Here is a 17909-nt window from a genome sequence, read left to right as displayed (position 1 = left end):
ATATCCCTCCTTCTCGATTAAACCGGCATCGCTTCAGAGGAGAAGTTGATGGTCTCCAGCATCGTCAGAAGCTCACGAACCGTATCGAGCGAGGTCATACATACCACACCGTTTTCTACCGCTTCACGGCGAATTCGGAATCCGTCACGCTGCGGCGTTTTACCCTTGGTCAATGTGTTGAAGACGAAATTCGCTTCGCCTGTGCGGATCATATCCAGGATGTTCGGCGTTCCCTCGGACAGCTTATTAATGGTGGTCACGTTAAGACCCGCCTCTTTCAATGCTGCAGCCGTGCCGCCTGTGGCGATGATTTTATAACCAAGCTTATGGAAGCCTTTCAGCAGTGCTGTAGCTTCAGCTTTATCTTTATCTGCGATGGTAGCGATGATCGCACCCGTTGAAGGAATTTTCATGCCTGCACCGATCAGACCTTTGTACAGCGCTTTGGCATACTTCACGTCACGGCCCATAACCTCACCGGTGGATTTCATTTCCGGTCCAAGTGTAGGCTCAACGCGGCGAAGTTTAGCAAAGGAGAAGACCGGTACTTTAACCGATACATGTTCGCTTTCCGGCCACATGCCTTCCTCGTATCCAAGATCCTTCAGCTTACTGCCCATGATCGCCTGTGTTGCCAGGTTCGCCATCGGGATGCCTGTTACCTTGCTCAGGAACGGAACCGTCCGGGAAGAACGCGGATTCACTTCGATCACGTACACTTCATTTTTATAGATAACGAACTGGATGTTAACAAGTCCGCGTGTATTCAGCTCTTTGGCAATTTTGATCGTAATTTCGGCAATCTTGTCTTTCAGGTCCTGGGACAAGTACTGTGGAGGATATACCGCAATCGAGTCACCGGAGTGAACGCCCGCGCGCTCTACATGTTCCATGATGCCTGGAATCAGCACCGTATCGCCATCGCAGATCGCGTCTACTTCCACTTCTTTACCCATCATGTAACGGTCGATCAGAACCGGATGGTCCGGGTTGATCTTAACCGCCTCTTTCATGTAGCTCAGCAGCTCGCTGTCGGAGTATACAATCTCCATCGCGCGTCCACCGAGTACATAAGATGGTCTTACCAGAACAGGATAACCCAGTGATTGCGCAGTTTCTACAGCATCATCAACCGAAATTACAGTTTTTCCTTTCGGTTGGGCAATCTCAAGTCTGGACAGAAGCGCTTCGAATTTTTTACGGTCCTCGGCTTCGTCAATGCTTTCCAAGCTCGTACCCAGAATCTTCACGCCCGCTTTGCTGAGCGGCTCAGCGAGGTTAATTGCTGTCTGCCCGCCAAACTGTACGATGACACCGATCGGTTTCTCCTGCTCGATGACGTTCATGACATCTTCGAGGAAGAGCGGTTCGAAGTAGAGTCGGTCCGACGTATTAAAGTCAGTGGAGACGGTCTCCGGGTTGTTGTTAATGATAACCGCTTCGTATCCCGCCTTCTGGATCGCCCATACAGCGTGCACCGTGGAGTAGTCGAACTCGATCCCTTGACCGATCCGGATCGGTCCGGAGCCCAGTACGATGACCTTCTCCTTGGCGGATTCGATGACTTCATTCTCCGTTTCGTACGTCGAGTAGTAATACGGCGTCGTTGCTTCAAACTCCGCTGCGCAAGTATCCACCATTTTGTAAACCGGGCGCAATCCATGCTCGCGACGCAGGAATCCGATCGACTCCTCGGTTGTATGCGTGCTGGCATTGCCTTCTGCGCGAAGTTCGGCTATCGCACGATCCGTAAAGCCGAGTCGCTTCGCTTCGTAGAGCGTTTCGTAAGTCAGAGACGCTTCATTGCGAATATGATCTTCGTATTGGATCAGGCGCTCGATCTTGTCCAGGAACCACCAGTCGATCTTCGTCAGGTCCTGAATCTGCTGGAGTCCATACCCCCGGCGGAACGCTTCTGCAATCAGGAACATCCGCTCATCGTCGGCTTTGATCAGACGCTCCTGGAGCACTTCATCGCTCAGCTCATTAGCGCCCTTCAAGTAAAGGCGGTGCACGCCGATCTCCAGAGAACGAACCGCTTTATGGATCGACTCTTCGAAGGTGCGGCCAATCGCCATCACTTCGCCGGTTGCTTTCATCTGAGTTCCCAGCTTCCGGTTTGCGTGGATGAACTTGTCGAATGGCCAGCGTGGAATTTTGCTGACGATATAGTCCAGTGTAGGCTCAAAGCAAGCATAAGTCTGTCCCGTTACCGGGTTGACGATCTCGTCCAGGGTGTAACCCATCGCGATTTTTGCTGCCATCTTCGCGATCGGGTAGCCCGTTGCCTTGGAAGCAAGGGCAGAAGAGCGGCTGACCCGAGGGTTTACCTCGATGACATAATATTGATAGCTGTTTGGATCCAGCGCGAATTGCACGTTACAACCGCCCTCAATGTTCAGGGCGCGGATGATTTTCAGCGATGCGGATCTGAGCATTTGATACTCGCGATCGGACAGAGTCTGGCTTGGTGCCACGACGATGCTGTCGCCGGTATGAACGCCGACCGGATCAAAGTTCTCCATGTTACATACCACGATGCAGTTGTCGTTCGCGTCGCGCATAACCTCATACTCGACTTCTTTCATCCCTGCGATGCTCTTCTCGACCAAACATTGCGTGATCGGGCTGTAACGAAGTCCGGAGCTGACCGTTTCACGCAGTTCCTCTTCGGTTGCGCAGATACCGCCGCCGGTGCCGCCCAAAGTGTATGCCGGGCGCACGATCAGCGGATAACCAATCTCATTTGCGAAGTCAAGCGCCTCTTCCAGAGTCGTTACAATCGTGCTTTCCGGTACGGGCTGATCGAGTTCACGCATCAGCTCACGGAACAAGTCACGGTCTTCCGCTTTCTCGATGGACTCCAGCTGCGTTCCGAGCAGCTTCACATTCTCCTGCTCCAAAATACCTGCGCGCGCAAGCTCAACGGCCATATTCAGACCCGTTTGCCCTCCAAGCGTCGGGAGCAATCCGTCCGGACGCTCTTGACGGATGATCTGTGTAACAAATTCGAGCGTAATTGGCTCGATATATACTTTATCCGCCATGTTCGTGTCCGTCATGATGGTCGCCGGGTTGCTGTTAATCAGCACTACCTCGATACCCTCTTCTTTCAATGCTTGGCAGGCTTGGGTTCCAGCGTAGTCAAATTCCGCTGCTTGCCCGATGACAATCGGACCGGAGCCGATGACGAGAATTTTTTTCAATGTATCATTTTTAGGCATATTAATGAGCTCCTTTCACGGCTGCGGCCAGAACCGCTTGGCGCGGTTTCCGGATTTCATTCTGTTTATGGTCTCTTATCATCTCAAGAAATTGATCGAACAGATAGCTGCTGTCTTGCGGACCAGGTGCAGCTTCAGGATGATATTGCACGGAGAAGGCCGGGAAATTCGAGTGCTTCAAGCCTTCAATCGTTTTATCGTTATTGTTGATATGTGTAACTTCCAGATCCGTCCCTTTGACGGAATCTTCATTTACCGTATAGCCATGATTCTGGGAAGTGATGTAACAGCGTCCGCTGGCAAGCTCTTTTACCGGGTGATTCCCGCCGCGATGGCCGAATTTCAGCTTCTCGGTATCAGCGCCCGCAGCCAGTGCAAACAATTGGTGGCCAAGGCAGATGCCGAAGATCGGATATTCGCCAAGGAGTTCTTTGACCATATCGACCGCATACGGAACGTCTTTCGGGTCCCCAGGGCCGTTGGACAACTGAATGCCGTCCGGGTGAAGTCTGCGGATTTCATCGGCCGTCGTGTCATGCGGAACGACCATCACGTCGCAGCCGCGGGAAGTCAGTTCGCGCAGAATCCCGCTTTTTGCACCGAAGTCAACCAGAACGATCCGCTCCTTGGAGCCTGGGCTTGTAAACATTTGCGGCGTTGAGGTTTTTGCCACCTGGTTGCGGAGTTCGGCGATCGTCGTATCACCGAGCATCTCCTTAAGCTCTTCCACTGGCTTGTTGGAAGTGGTCAGAATCCCCTTCATCGTACCGTAGTGACGAATGATCCGGGTCAACATCCGGGTATCAATCTCGCTGATCCCTGGAATACCGTATTCCTTCAATAAGCTGTCAACGCTATATTCTGCACGCCAATTGCTAGGAACAGGCTCATGACGACGAACAACGAATCCGTGGACGAACGGCCGAATGGATTCAAAGTCATCCCGCGTGATGCCGTAGTTTCCGATCAAAGGATACGTCATGGTCACGATCTGTCCACAGTAAGACGGGTCGCTCAGCACCTCTTGATATCCTGTAATCCCTGTATTGAATACAACCTCTCCGGTCATTTCAGCATCCGCGCCAAAGGATTTTCCGCTGAACAGCGTTCCGTCCTCCAGTAACAATCTTGCCTGCATCCCGATCACTCCTGTCATCTATGTGTAATTTATTTTATAAGTCTTTTGCCTAAGTGTTACTTAAAATCCGTGCTGCTCCGACCATTTCACTTCGCCGTCCACCCAAGTCATCACAGGCCAGCCTTTCAGCTTCCAGCCTGTAAATGGCGTGTTCCGGCCTTTCGTTGCGAACTCTTCCGGATTCACTTCTTTCTCTGCTTCGAGGTCAATCATGGTCAGATCTGCTGCTTTACCAGCTTCCAGCACACCCGTTGCAAGACCAAATACTCTTGCCGGGTCGCTGGTCATCCGCTTCACCAGCAAGCCAAGATCCCATTTGCCTGTGGCGACAAATTGGGTATAGAGCAGTGGAAACGCTGTTTCGAATCCTACAATACCGAATGGTGCAAGCTCCATGCCTTTTGCCTTCTCTTCCGCGCTGTGCGGCGCATGATCCGATACGATCATATCGAGCGTTCCATCCAGCAAGCCTTCTATACAAGCCTCCACATCACGCGGCGTGCGCAGCGGCGGGTTCATCTTCCAGTTGGCATCCAGGCCGGGAATATCTTCGTCAGAGAGAACCAGATGGTGCGGGCATACCTCGGCCGTTACCGAGATGCCAATCGCTTTTGCCTGGCGAATCAAGCGTACGGACTGCTCTGTGCTCACATGGCATACATGGTAATGTACGCCGGTAGCTTCTGTAAGCAGTATGTCCCGTCCGACATGGATCGCTTCCGACTCATTGGGTATACCTTTCAGGCCGTGCTTCTGAGCGAACTTTCCTTCCGTCACGCAAGCCCCTTTTACCAGCGAGTCATCTTCACAGTGAGCAATGACCGGCATGCCCAGCGCCTTCGCTTTGTTCATGGCATCTTTCATCATCTGTGCGTTCTGCACACCAACGCCGTCATCCGTAAACCCGATCGCACCCGCTGCCTTCAAGGCCTCAAAATCCGTCAGTTCGCGGCCCAGCTCGTTTTTGGTAATGGCTGCGTAAGGCAGCACCTTGGCCAGACCCGCTTCGCTAGCCTTATCCAGTACAAGCTTCACCGTTTCCGGCGAATCGGTCACTGGTCTTGTGTTGGGCATGCAGGCAATGGTTGTAAAGCCGCCTTTCACTGCCGAGCGGCTGCCGCTCTCGATCGTTTCCTTGTGCTCATAACCCGGCTCTCTCAAGTGCACATGCATATCGATGAATCCCGGTGTGACCAGTTTGCCCTCGGCATCGATTAGTTGAACGTTATCGTCCATTTCCGGCAAAGCAGCGATATCACTTGCAACCGACTGAATCAATCCGTCTGCAATGACGATATGTTTATCTTCGAGCTGTCCTCGTTCATTGATCACTTTGGCATTCTTTATCACTTGCATTTGCATCTTGATTCCCTCCGCAGCAGAAGCACCATTCGCTTCTTTGTATATTGTATAATAAAAATTCACTTTTGTGTATAAATATTAGCGCATATTCATTCTATACACCGTATATCACGTTTTCGAATCAGCCCATCGCCCGTTCCATAACCGCCATGCGAATGGGCACTCCGTTCGCCATCTGCTTGAATATCATCGATTTAGGACTTTCCACGACCGCATCGTCGATTTCAACATTGCGGTTCACCGGTGCCGGGTGCATAATGATCGTGTGCTCTGACAGCTTGGCCGCCCGTTCTTCCGTCAAACCATACTGCTGCCGGTATTCCACGCTGGATTTGAATGCACCTTCGTTATGGCGTTCCAGCTGAACCCTCAGCATCATCACCACATCTGCCTTCAGTGCCTTCTCCATCGATACATAGGGTGCATACTGAGCTAGCTCCGGAGCCTGCATCGTTTCCGGTGCGCAGAATTGCACATGGGCTCCGAACTTCTGCAGTGCCCACAGGTCCGAACGCGCAACCCGGCTATGCTTGATGTCTCCGATAATGGATACCGTCAATCCTTTAAGCTCTCCGAAGCTTTTCTTCATCGTATACAGATCGAGCAGCGCCTGGGTCGGATGCTCGTTGTTGCCGTCACCCGCATTGACTAGCGGGATCGAGATCCGCTCCCCAAGCTCCTGAAGTACTCCGGAGGGTTTCAGCCGGATGACGCCGGCATCGATCCCCATGGATTCCAGTGTTCTTACGGTATCGTAGATGGACTCGCCCTTCTCGACGCTGGAGGCTGCCGCTGCAAAGTTCATGACCTCGGCGCCGAGTCTTTTCTCAGCCATTTCAAACGAAAATCTCGTTCTGGTGCTGTTCTCGAAGAACATATTAACCGCAAATTTCGATTTAAGTACCGGCACCACTTTCTCGGACTGTGCTTCCCAATATGACGCCCGACTCAGGATCGATCCAATCTCGTCTCTGCTAATATCCTTCAAACCTAAGAGGCTACGTTCTTTCAATGAAATGGCTGTTGTCATGATTATCGTTCCTCTCTTTGGCTAATGGTCACTTCGTCCTTGCCGTCGAATTCGGTTAATGCAACCGTAATCTCCTCATGTTTGGAGGTAGGAACGTTCTTACCGATATAATCCGGCCGGATGGGCAGTTCGCGATGTCCGCGATCTGCCAGAACCGCAAGCTGTATCATTCTAGGCCGCCCGCAGTCCATCAGGGCATCCATCGCAGCCCGAATCGTTCGTCCGGTGTACAGCACGTCATCGAATAAAATGACTTTCTTGTCATGAATATTCAGGTGTTCCAGGCTGCGCTTGGCTCCTTCTACCCGTTCTGCAGTGGCTTCCTTACTGTCTCGGTCATCGCGGTAGGAAGTCACGTCGATCTCTCCCCATGGAATCGGCGTACCTTCAATCTCACTCATTCGCTCAGCGATTCGCTGAGCCAGGAACACGCCGCGTGTGCGAATGCCGACCAGGACACAGTCCTCAATCCCTTTATTCTTTTCCAATATTTCATGGGCAATTCTCGTTAGTGCGCGGCGGATGGCCGTCTCGTCCATAATCACATGCTGTTCGTTGCTCATCCTTAAATCCTCCTTTAAACGTTTGATTAGCCCTTTGTAGTTCAGACGATCCGTGAGTTCATTACACACAAAAAAACTCCTTGCCCGGCTGGACAAGGAGTTGATCTCATAGAGATAGTGTCGAAAGCGCAGCATCTATCCGCAGACAGAGCCATGCCTCCTGTTAATGAACCTCGGTTCACGTTACCTTGCCAGCCTCACGGGACTGATTTAAAGGTGCTATTCGATTGATCCCATTATGACAGACCCTACAGGAGATGTCAACAGCAATCATGTCGAATAATGTCATGTGCCAAGCGGAGTTTATATGGTGTTCATTAGAATTCAAATTCTACATCGCTAAGTCTTCTGCGAATTTCGGAAATGACGCGTTTCTCTTCTTCCTCGCCGTCAGCAATAAAGGTTACGGAGAAGCGTACGAAGTGTCCCGCATCATCCCAAGGTACGGTGGAGATCAATTTCTCGCGAATCAGATATTGAGAGAAATCTTCGCCGGATTCAAAGCGGCGTCCGCCTTTAACGCCTTTCGGAGCCTCAACGTAGAGGAAGAAGGAACCCTTCGGCTTCTCGGCCGTAAAACCAAGTCCGTTCAACACGTCTACCAGCATGTTGTGGCGACGGGAATACTTCTCAGCAATCTTCTCCGTAATTTGCGGATTGTCCAGACCGTATGCGGCAGCTTTTTGAATGGCTATGAATTGTCCGGAATCGTTGTTGTCCTTCACATCACCAAAGGCTTTAACCACTAGCGGGTTACCGGCGATGAAACCAATGCGCCATCCTGTCATGTTATAAGATTTGGACAGGGAGTGAAGCTCTACGCCAACATCTTTCGCGCCGGGGACGGAGAGAAAGCTGAGCGGCTTCAAACCATCGTAAGTGAGCGCTGCATAAGGAGCGTCATGGACAACAACAACGCCATACTTGCGGGCCCACTCGACAACCTCGGTGAAAAACTCGGCCGTTGCGCTGGCACCCGTCGGGTTGTTCGGATAGTTCAGGTAGAGCAGTTTGGCACGGCGCGCAATGTCCTCAGGGATCGAGCTGAGATCCGGCAGAAATCCATTCTCTTTTTTCAGCTCTACATTGTAAACTTCGCCGCCCAAGTACTTGGTATGCGTACCGAGTACAGGATATCCGGGAACCGTCATGATGGTGATGTCCCCAGGGTTAATGAAGCAGGACGGCAGCATGGCCAGTGCCGGCTTGGAACCGATGGAGTGCAGAACTTCTGTAGCGGCATCAATGCCTTCGACACCAAATACATTCTTCAAGTAGCGAACAGCCGCTTCCTTGAACTCCGGAATTCCGTTATCCGCATAGCCGCGGTTTTCCCGCTTTGCCGCTTCTTCTGCCAGCTTCGCCACGATGCCTGCATCCGCCATCTCATCCGGCTCGCCAACTCCCATATCGATCAGCTCCGTGCCAGGGTGTTCCTGCTTCGCAGCTGCCTTCGCTCTTTTGATCTTCTCGAATTTATAAATGGCTGTATCTTTGCCATAATTAGCACCGCCGATCCGGTTGGCGAAGCTCTGTTGAATGTACGTTTCCTGATATTTATCCATGCTCATGATTTGTATTCATCTCCTACTCTAGCTTTCATACTCATCCTAAATATGCAGGAAAATCACAACTGGAGCCATGCATTATATATCAAATGATTTGTACTTTTTCGGCTGGGCGGAGCTTAAGTCAGCTCCAGCCATTCCGCAAGGAGCTCGTCACGACTCGCGGATAGCGACTCCCGCTCGTTCCAGCGCTGCTCGAGCATCGACAGATCCGTATCCTCGTGTAAATCATCGCCTTCCGTCTCAAGCCAGCCGTCAAGCTGCCGGATACGGGACTCTATACGAGCAATTTCCTCCTCCAACCATTTGGACCTTACGGCGGAAGAGCGATCCGCGTTTACGCGTTTGGAAAGCGGAGCAGGGCTATCCTTCGCTTGGGGCTGCTGGGCCATCTTCTGTTTCGGAATAACATCAACGCCCGCCGATAGCTCCCCTGCCTGCAATGCCGCTTCAAGCCGGTCTTTCTTATCCCGGAATTCGTCATAATTGCCATGATAGACGGTCAGCTTCCCTTGATTCAAATCCCACAATTTGCGAGACACTTGATTCACGAAATAACGGTCATGGGAAATGGCAAGAACGGTCCCCGCATAATCCTGCAGTGCATCCTCCAATGCTTCACGGGAGGCAATATCCAGATGGTTCGTGGGTTCATCCAGAAGCAGCAGGTTCGGCTTCTGATGGATTAGCAGCGCTAGTCTCAATCGTGTCCATTCCCCTCCGGACAACTGCCCCACCGATCTGAACACGGCCGCACCATAGAACAGATACCTTGCCAATATTCCTCGAGCTTCTCCCTCTTCTATTCCAGCCTTTTCCCGGAAATATTGAAGCACCGTTTCCTTCGGATTGTCCGGTCCCTCCTGCTGAGCGAGGTAGCCTACATCGACACGCGAACCCCATTCAAGCGAACCGGAATCAGGCGTAAGCTCGCGCAAAAGCACTTTGAATAGCGTTGTTTTCCCGCTGCCGTTCGAGCCCATCAGTGCAATTTTCTCGCCAAATTCGATTAGACCGGATGCTCCCCTCAGCACTGCCTGATTCCCATAGGAAACCTCAACTTGCTCAAAGTATGCCACGCGGCGACCGGAACGATCCTGAGGATTCAGTTCAAAATCAGCCTGTCTTCGTTCCAGCACGGGTCTCTTTACTCGCTCCATTCGCTCCAGCGCCCGCCTCATGGAAGCCGCGCGCTTGAAAAACTTCTCATTGCCGCCAATCCGGCCGAACTCTTCAAGCTGCTTGATGGATTCCTTCATCTTCTTGATTACTTTCTGCTGCTCCTGATAGTCTGCAAACTGCTGCAGCAAACGCTCTTCCTTATCTTTCATGAACGCGGTGTAGCCACCATGGGCAGTAAAAGCTTCGCCATCTTCAAGCTCAATCGTTTTGGACACGACCTGATCCAGAAAATATCGGTCGTGAGAGATTATGACGCAGGTTCCCGGATATTCGCGTAAGAATTCCTCCAGCCATTCCGTACGTGCCAAATCCAGATGGTTGGTCGGTTCGTCAAGCAAGAGCAAATCCGGCTGTACGATCAGCTGCGATGCCAGCGCGACACGGGTTTGTTCTCCACCGGACAACGAGCCAAAGGCCAGTCCGTACTCGCTCTTGGGTATCTGCAGCCCGGAAGCGATTTTGTCGATGCTCGCTTCCAGCTCATAACCACCCTCTGTTTCAAACCGCTCCTGAAGCGCTGAGTATTTCCGCAGTACTCGATCGAGCAGTTCCGGATTTCCAGCGATGTCCGGGTCACTCATTTTTTCCTCAAGCTCCGTCATTTCCGCTCGGTAATCCTTCAAGTGACTCAACCCCTGTGACAATACATCCAGTACCGTCCAGGTATCCATATGGCTCGGAATCTGCTCTAAATATCCGATTTTCGCCCCCTTCTTTATAGCCAGCTGCCCTTCATTTGGCTGATCCAAACCGGCAAGCAGGCGCATCAGCGTCGACTTCCCGCTGCCGTTCCTTCCGATAAGCGCAACCTTCTCGCCTTCCTGTATTTCAAACGATATCTGGTCCAGTACCAGTTGAGCACCGTGGTATTGCGTCAGTTTCTGTACATTGATTATATTCATTCTAGGTTTCCTCCTGTATGCTGCGAACATTCAACCTGTTCGAAGAGCGTATAGATTAGGGAGAAGACCCGGACTGCAAACGCAAAAAGGGCCCACAGAGCAAGCTCCGCGGACCCTTCAAGAATGGTAAGCCAAAATAGGCTTAATCCGTGCAGGCAGGCAGGTGACTTCTCGCGATGGTACAAACCGTATTGTTAAAATTGGACAGACCTCTCCCGTTGTAGAGAAATGCATGAACAATGCCAGCCATAGCTAAAGGCAGCTGGCTAATACGGTTGTTAACCATCTCGATATTCATCCTGCTCACCTCCTTCATCAAAGTTATCGTCACTATAACATATCCCGGGATGGAATGGCAAGAAAAATAGCCCCACAAAGTGGAGCCTATGCTTCGATGCTTACTCCAAATACTTTGCGGTGACCCCAAAACATATAAATGCAGAAAGGAACCGCTAGCGGCCCCTTAGAATCGTCAATAATTCTTCCATATCATTCGGCATCGGCGCCGAATACTCCATATACTCACCACTCGAAGGATGGACAAAACCCAAAACGGCTGCGTGAAGGGCTTGGCCGTCCAATTTTATCCCCTTGCTCTTGCCGTATACGGGATCCCCCACGAGAGGATGGCCGATATACTTCATATGCACGCGGATTTGATGCGTACGCCCAGTCTCCAGCTTCAGCTCAAGAAGAGTGTAATCGCCGAAACGTTCTATAACGGTAAAATGGGTTACCGCATGCTTGCTGTTCCGATCCGTGACCGTATACAATTTACGATCATGCGCATCCCGCCCGATTGGCGCGTCAACGGTTCCTTGATCATGACTCATATTGCCATGAACCAAAGCCAGATAACGACGGTTCACGCTGTGATCCTTCAGCTGGGCGGCAAGTGAAGCATGAGCTTTATCATTCTTCGCTGCCATGATCAGACCGGTTGTATCCTTGTCAATCCGATGGACGATGCCGGGACGGAGTTCACCGTTGATGCCTGACAAATCCTTGCAGTGAAACATTAATGCGTTCACAAGAGTGCCCGAAGAATGACCAGGAGCCGGATGAACAACCATCCCTCTTGGCTTATTCACAACAATGACGTCTGCATCTTCAAACGCGATCTCTAACGGGATGTCCTCCGGAATAATCTCTACTGCCGATGGCTCAGGAACCTTCAGCAGGATGCGGTCACCCTGACTTACTTTGTAATTTGACTTAACCGGACCTTCATTAACGATGACATGTCCATCGGTAATCCATAACTGCACCTGGGAGCGGGAAACATCCTCACCGAGGTTCTCTGTTATGTATTTATCTATACGGGTTTTGGCGGATTCTGCATCCACCGTCCACTCATAGGTTTCGGAATCGTGCCCCGTTTCGCCTGTCCATTCCGTATCTGTATCCATGCCTTCTTGCAACATTATTCATTCCCTTCTGTGCCAGAAACTTCACTTGTTGTCTGTATCTTCTCGCGTCTTCCTTCCAGAAGCGTGTCCAATATGATCAATCCCACACCGATGACGATACAAGAATCGGCAATATTAAAAATCGGGAATGTGTAGCTGCCAAAATTAAATTGCAGGAAATCGACAACCTCTCCCATCAACAAGCGATCGATGAAGTTTCCAACTGCCCCGCCAAGTACAAGCGCAAGAGCCGTAGGCAGCAGCTTACGTCCTTCTTTCGATACCTTCCGCAGGTACCAGACAATCCCGCCCACAACGATTAGCGTCACCACTATGAAGAACCATAATTGATCCTGCAGTATGCCAAACGCGGCTCCCCGGTTTCGGCTCGAGGTAATCAGGAAGAAGTCTCCGATCACAGGGATCTGTTCATAAAGCTCCAGCTTCGAGGCAATCAAGTACTTCGTTCCCTGATCGATAAGAAATAAAACAAATGCAATCAAATAATACACCACTTGTTTATGTCACTCCGTTCTTGTCTTCTCCAATCTTGCGATCACTTCGCTGATCGGTCAGTAACTCGTCTTATTGTAGCACAGCGGCTCAGAAACCGTCCATTCCTGTCCAGTGGCGAGAACATTTTCCGTCAGTAAAACCATCTCAATGGGTGCACTCTATACATATGAACCAGAAGGTCAATTTCGGACCATGAAAGGAGCCTGACATGTCGCATCTAACTCAGGAGCAACTCAATAATTTGCAACAAAAGCTGATGGATCGAAAGGTTGAGCTTGAACGGCGCATGGTATATAACGACCAACATGGGCTGGGGGAATCGGAGCGAGATATGACCGGCGAGCTGTCCCATATTGATAATCACCCTGGGGACTTGGCAAGCGAGATGTTTGAAAGAGGAAAAGACCTCGCCCTTCAGGATAGGGTGGATCAGGAGCTGCAGCGAGTTATTTTTTCGCTTGAAGCGATTCATCACGGCCGTTACGGCGTGTGCCTTACCTGCGGCCAGCCGATTCCGTACGAGCGGTTGGAGGTTCTCCCGGATACGCAATATTGTATAAAAGACACGCCTCGTGAACGAGTCTCCCGTGATCGTCCGGTTGAGGAGGAAGTCCTTGCTCCCGCTTTTGGAAAATCCAGTATGGATGAGCACGAGTATGCTGCGTTTGACGGCGAGGACGCCTGGCAGATCGTTGAAAGCTGGGGTAGCTCCAATTCCCCTGCTCTGGCGGAAGGTAACGAAATTGACAGCTATAACGAGATGGATATCGAGAATGGCGATGATCAAGGCGGATTTGTTGAAGTGTATGAAAATTTCGTTGCAACCAATATCGATGGCTCCGAAGTGTTTATCGTTCGAAGTCCGCAATATGTCGATTACCTAAACCGGGGCGAAGGAAGTTACCTGCTTGATCCCCATGCCGACCCTGATGATGAATCTTTAAGTTAAGTAAGTCTTTACGACCGGCAGCATAAAATTGGATGTAGTGCTGCCGGGCATTACATACAAACTCACGTTAGTTCAAGCTGACGCTGAACGATCCGAACAATATCCGCAATGTAGTCGCCGATAATTGGCAAGTTCAACGCGCCAAGCGCCTGCAGGACGTATATAATGGTCGCCGCAAAAAAGGTAAAGCCAATCGCGATTCCCACACCCCGGGCCGACCCGGCCAGCAGATTGGTCCATATCAATTTCCATGGGCGGTTCAGCAACTGGGTGTATTCAGCGATTCGGGCCTTCTCCAGCTGCTCTGCAATGTCCGTGGTCATGCGGTGTATGGCGCTCAATTGGTCCCGCTCATCCTCCAACGGCTTTTTTTGTTCAGTTGACACCCCAGCATCCGGCTTCTCCGCCATGTCCACCGCCCCTTTGCCTAAACTAATCGACATCAAATAAATGAGATCAAGAGCAGCTCCATCACCATGTGTGCTCGCAGCCTGTTTATCATTACTTTTGATTTCGCTGATTATTATGCATCAATTGGAAGAATCCCATTCGTTCGTGAGAATCCCCTGACGAAAGCCGATACTTTTTTGGAATACGAAAAAAAACACTGCCCCTTGTAGATAAGGGCAGTGTTGTATAACCAATTTATTACTTATGCGATTTGGATGCCAATGGTTTTGCCACCAAGCTCAACCCGCTCCATGCCTTCGCTTTGTCCGAATTGCAAATCGTTAACCAGGACATTCTCGCGCAGCACATCTTCAAATGCAGTGATCGCAACTTTAAGCTCATCATCTGTATCCAGGGTCAGATCGACCCGCTTCTCAATCGGAAGGTCCAGCTTCTTCCGCGTATCCTGTACGGCACGCACGACTTCGCGAACCCAGCCTTCTTGCTCCAGCTCTGGCGTGATATCCGTATTGAGCGCCACGGTTAAACCATAACCTGAAGCAGATGCGAAGCCTTCCTTCGCCTTCTTCTCCACCAGCAGCTCTTCGGACGTGATCTGTAATTCTTCACCTTCCGGCGAAGTAACGTTCACCCCGCCCGTTTGCACCACCTTGCGGGTCTCGTCACTGCTCATTCCCTTCAGGAAACCTTGCAGGAAGCCGATATTTTTACCGTATTTCTTGCCTGCGACCTTCAGGTTCATTTTCAGTGTAAAATCGACGAAACCACTATCGCTGGTCTCTACCTCGATCACTTTAACGTTGATCTCATCCTTGATGATGTCTTGATAACCGGAGAGATCAAACTCGCGATCCATGGACACAATCAGCTCAGACAGCGGCTGACGCGTTTTGATCCCTGTCTCGTTGCGGACGTTGCGCGCGAGCTCTACGATCTGTCTTGCCGTCTCCATGTCCTGCTCAAGCGCCTTGTCGATCAATGCTTCGTCGGCTTGCGGGAAGTCGGCCAGATGCACGCTTTCTCCTCCGCCCAAATTCACGAAAATGTCTTCAGACAGCATCGGCGTGAATGGAGCCATCAGCTTGGAGAGGGTCAGCAGCACATGTGTAAGCGTTCCGTAAGCCGCCAGCTTATCTTCCCCGAGCCCGCTGCCCCAGAAACGGTCACGCGAACGGCGGATATACCAGTTGCTCAGCTCATCCACATAAGCTTCGATTGCTTTTGCCGCATTCAGGAAATCATTCACGGCCAATCCCTTGTCAACCACTTGAATCAAGCTGTTCAGGCGGGATAGAATCCAGCGGTCCAGCTTATGGTCCGATCCCTTGAACTCATGCTTCTTCGGATCATAGCCGTCAATACCGGCATACAGCGTCAGGAATGCATGAGTATTGACCAGCGTATCCACAACCTTGGATTTGGCTTCGCCTACAATTCCCTTCGAGAAGCGTTTGCTGTTCCATGGCGCACTGTCAGCCAGCAGCGCCCAACGGAACGCATCCGTGCCGTACTCTTCGATGATTTCCCAAGGATCGATGACATTACCTTTGGATTTGGACATCTTCTGTCCATTCTCATCAAGAATATGACCTGTGGCCATAACCGCTTTATAAGGTGCTTTGCCCGTGAAGAGCGTTGATACGGCCAGCAAGCTGTAGAACCAGCCGCGCGTCTGGTCGATCCCTTCGCAGATCATATCGGCAGGATACTGCTGTTCGAATTTCTCCTTGTCCTCGAATGGATAATGGTATTGCGCATACGGCATCGATCCGCTGTCAAACCATACGTCGATGACTTCCGAGGTCCGTTCCATCACGCCGCCTTCACAGTGAGGGCATTTCACTTTCACTTCATCCACATAAGGTTTATGCAGCTCCAGATCCTCCGCTACCTCACCTACCGCGTTGGCGCGAAGCTCCGCAATGCTGTGCGGCGAGAATTGTCCTTCACAAGAATCGCAGACCCATACATTGAGCGGCGTTCCCCAATAACGGTTCCGGCTGATGTTCCAATCGACCAGATCTTCAAGGAATTTGCCGAAGCGGCCGTCGCGCACATGGCCCGGATACCAGGTTACCTCATTGTTGTTCGCAATTAGTTGATCCTTAACCGCTGTCGTTTCGATAAACCAGCTCTCCATTGCATAATAGAGCAGCGGGGATTTACAGCGCCAGCAGAATGGATAGCTGTGCTCGTATTTCTCCTTGCTGTACAGCAGTCCTTTTTCAGACAATGCCTTCACAATGTCCAGATCGCAATCCTTGACAAAGCGTCCGGCAAAATCCGTCACTTCATCAGTATAACGGCCTTGGCCGTTCACGACACTCACAAAGCTGATGCCATTCTCGCGGCACACGCGATAGTCGTCTTCACCGTGCGCAGGCGCCATGTGTACAATCCCCGTACCGCTTGCATCGGTAACAAAGGATGCGCCGACGATGAGATTCGCTTTCTCCGCTTGTACATAAGGGAACGGAGGAACGTAAGTCTTGCCGACCAGTTCAGAACCTTTCAGCGTCGATAGAACGGTAAAGTCGCCCTTCATGACATCCTCTACCAGATTCTTAGCCACGATATAGATGCCATCCTCCTGCTCGACGCGGGCATAATCCATATCCGGATTAACGGCCAGCGCCACGTGGGATGGAAGCGTCCAAGGCGTCGTCGTCCATGCCAGTACATACTCTCCGCTGTCATGCAGCTTAAACTTCGCCGTTGCGCTCAGGTCTTTAACATCCTCATAACCCTGAGCCACTTCGTGGGAGCTGAGCGTGGTCTGACAGCAAGGGCAGTATGGGCTGACACGATGACCACGATACAGAAGGCCTTTATCATGAATCGTCGCCAAAATGTTCCATACGCTCTCGATATAGTTGTTCTCGAGCGTGATGTACGGATGATCAAGATCGGTCCAATAAGCGATCGCCTCAGTCAGTTCGCGCCATTTATGCTCATATTCAAATACGCTGGATTTACACTTTTTGATAAAAGCTTCAACCCCATAATTCTCGATCTCCTGCTTGCCGGAGATGCCGAGCTGCTTCTCTACGCCAAGCTCTACCGGAAGTCCGTGTGTATCCCAGCCTGCTTTCCGAACGACATGGAAGCCTTTCATCGTCTGATAACGGCCCACAAAATCCTTGATAACCCGGCCGAGCACGTGACCGATATGGGGCGCGCCGTTTGCGGTTGGGGGACCTTCGTAGAATACATAGTTCGGCTTGCCAGCTCGCAGCTCGATTGATTTCTTGAACGTGTCCTCCTGGTTCCATTTGTTCAAGATGCGCAGCTCTCTTGCCCGCGCCTTCTCCTTAACGTCTACTCTGTTCATGCAGATCTTCCTTTCACTCTTTTCGTAAAGTTCTGTGAAAATAAAAAAAGGCCTCATCCCCCAAGGGACGAGAACCTGTTCTCGCGTTACCACCCTAATTTCGCTTAACCGACCTTTCGCTAAAAAGCCTGCATAAGCGACACCTCAATGTCCATGCCTGTATGTAAATAGGCAAGGTCCGATGTAACGTTCGGCTGACGGTTCAGCTTACGCACGCGGTTACACGCTTCAGCTTCACTTCTCCGGGATGATCTTCTGCTTGGTCTGAACACCGGGCTTTCAGCAACTGCCGGCTCTCTGAGGGACAGATCCTTCGCGTACTAT

The 17909-nt window shown here is 51.2% G+C and carries 13 protein-coding genes and 1 other annotated feature (1 of these 14 running past the window's edge); of the genes, 1 reads left to right on the top strand and 12 read right to left on the bottom strand.

Annotation, left to right across the window (positions count from 1 at the left end; all coding sequences use genetic code 11):
• Positions 1 to 17: 17 nt before the first annotated feature.
• The 10 genes from carB to lspA form a co-directional block, all read right to left on the bottom strand.
• Entirely contained in the window at positions 18 to 3224 is a 3207-nt protein-coding gene (carB, locus tag CRG97_RS09530) for a carbamoyl-phosphate synthase large subunit (protein WP_098742764.1), read from the bottom strand.
• Position 3225: 1 nt separating this feature from the next.
• On the bottom strand, positions 3226 to 4362 hold the full coding sequence (locus CRG97_RS09525; RefSeq protein ID WP_098742763.1) for a carbamoyl phosphate synthase small subunit: 1137 nt from the start codon (positions 4360 to 4362) through the stop codon (positions 3226 to 3228).
• Between the two features lie 60 nt (positions 4363 to 4422).
• Positions 4423 to 5724 (bottom strand): dihydroorotase, encoded by a 1302-nt coding sequence (locus tag CRG97_RS09520; protein WP_098742762.1) that lies wholly within the window; start codon positions 5722 to 5724, stop codon positions 4423 to 4425.
• A gap of 121 nt (positions 5725 to 5845) precedes the next feature.
• A complete protein-coding gene (locus CRG97_RS09515; RefSeq protein ID WP_202618902.1) occupies positions 5846 to 6757 on the bottom strand; it encodes an aspartate carbamoyltransferase catalytic subunit in 912 nt (303 codons plus the stop codon).
• Positions 6757 to 7317: a bifunctional pyr operon transcriptional regulator/uracil phosphoribosyltransferase PyrR gene (pyrR, locus tag CRG97_RS09510; protein ID WP_076320656.1), complete on the bottom strand. Its 561-nt coding sequence runs from the start codon at positions 7315 to 7317 to the stop codon at positions 6757 to 6759. The genes CRG97_RS09515 and pyrR overlap by 1 nt, the downstream gene beginning before the upstream one ends.
• Positions 7318 to 7634: 317 nt before the next feature.
• Positions 7635 to 8888: an LL-diaminopimelate aminotransferase gene (locus tag CRG97_RS09505; RefSeq protein WP_098742760.1), complete on the bottom strand. Its 1254-nt coding sequence runs from the start codon at positions 8886 to 8888 to the stop codon at positions 7635 to 7637.
• Positions 8889 to 9004: 116 nt separating this feature from the next.
• Positions 9005 to 10969: a ribosomal protection-like ABC-F family protein gene (gene abc-f / locus CRG97_RS09500; RefSeq protein ID WP_098742759.1), complete on the bottom strand. Its 1965-nt coding sequence runs from the start codon at positions 10967 to 10969 to the stop codon at positions 9005 to 9007.
• 142 nt (positions 10970 to 11111) lie between these two features.
• Positions 11112 to 11267: an RAxF-45 family protein gene (locus CRG97_RS33225; protein ID WP_202618892.1), complete on the bottom strand. Its 156-nt coding sequence runs from the start codon at positions 11265 to 11267 to the stop codon at positions 11112 to 11114.
• Between the two features lie 154 nt (positions 11268 to 11421).
• Positions 11422 to 12393 (bottom strand): RluA family pseudouridine synthase, encoded by a 972-nt coding sequence (locus CRG97_RS09495; RefSeq protein ID WP_098742758.1) that lies wholly within the window; start codon positions 12391 to 12393, stop codon positions 11422 to 11424.
• Positions 12393 to 12893: a signal peptidase II gene (lspA, locus tag CRG97_RS09490; protein ID WP_098742757.1), complete on the bottom strand. Its 501-nt coding sequence runs from the start codon at positions 12891 to 12893 to the stop codon at positions 12393 to 12395. The genes CRG97_RS09495 and lspA overlap by 1 nt, the downstream gene beginning before the upstream one ends.
• Before the next feature lie 209 nt (positions 12894 to 13102).
• On the opposite strand from lspA, the gene CRG97_RS09485 reads away from it, so the two are divergent.
• Positions 13103 to 13843, top strand: coding sequence for a TraR/DksA C4-type zinc finger protein (locus CRG97_RS09485; protein WP_076320651.1), 741 nt, complete (start codon positions 13103 to 13105; stop codon positions 13841 to 13843).
• A gap of 62 nt (positions 13844 to 13905) precedes the next feature.
• Here the strand turns inward: CRG97_RS09485 and CRG97_RS09480 are convergent, their stop codons facing one another.
• Both CRG97_RS09480 and ileS read right to left on the bottom strand, forming a co-directional pair.
• Positions 13906 to 14253, bottom strand: a complete 348-nt coding sequence (locus tag CRG97_RS09480) for a DUF5665 domain-containing protein (RefSeq protein WP_098742756.1) — start codon at positions 14251 to 14253, stop codon at positions 13906 to 13908.
• Positions 14254 to 14495: 242 nt separating this feature from the next.
• Positions 14496 to 17585 (bottom strand): isoleucine--tRNA ligase, encoded by a 3090-nt coding sequence (gene ileS, locus CRG97_RS09475; protein ID WP_098742755.1) that lies wholly within the window; start codon positions 17583 to 17585, stop codon positions 14496 to 14498.
• 60 nt (positions 17586 to 17645) lie between these two features.
• Positions 17646 to 17909: a binding site (T-box leader), on the bottom strand (it continues 18 nt past the right edge of the window).

It is taken from the genome of Paenibacillus sp. EZ-K15 (assembly GCF_002573715.1).
In the GTDB taxonomy this organism is placed as follows: Bacteria; Bacillota; Bacilli; order Paenibacillales; family Paenibacillaceae; genus Paenibacillus_AQ.
This window is presented reverse-complemented; position numbering and strand designations above follow the sequence as displayed.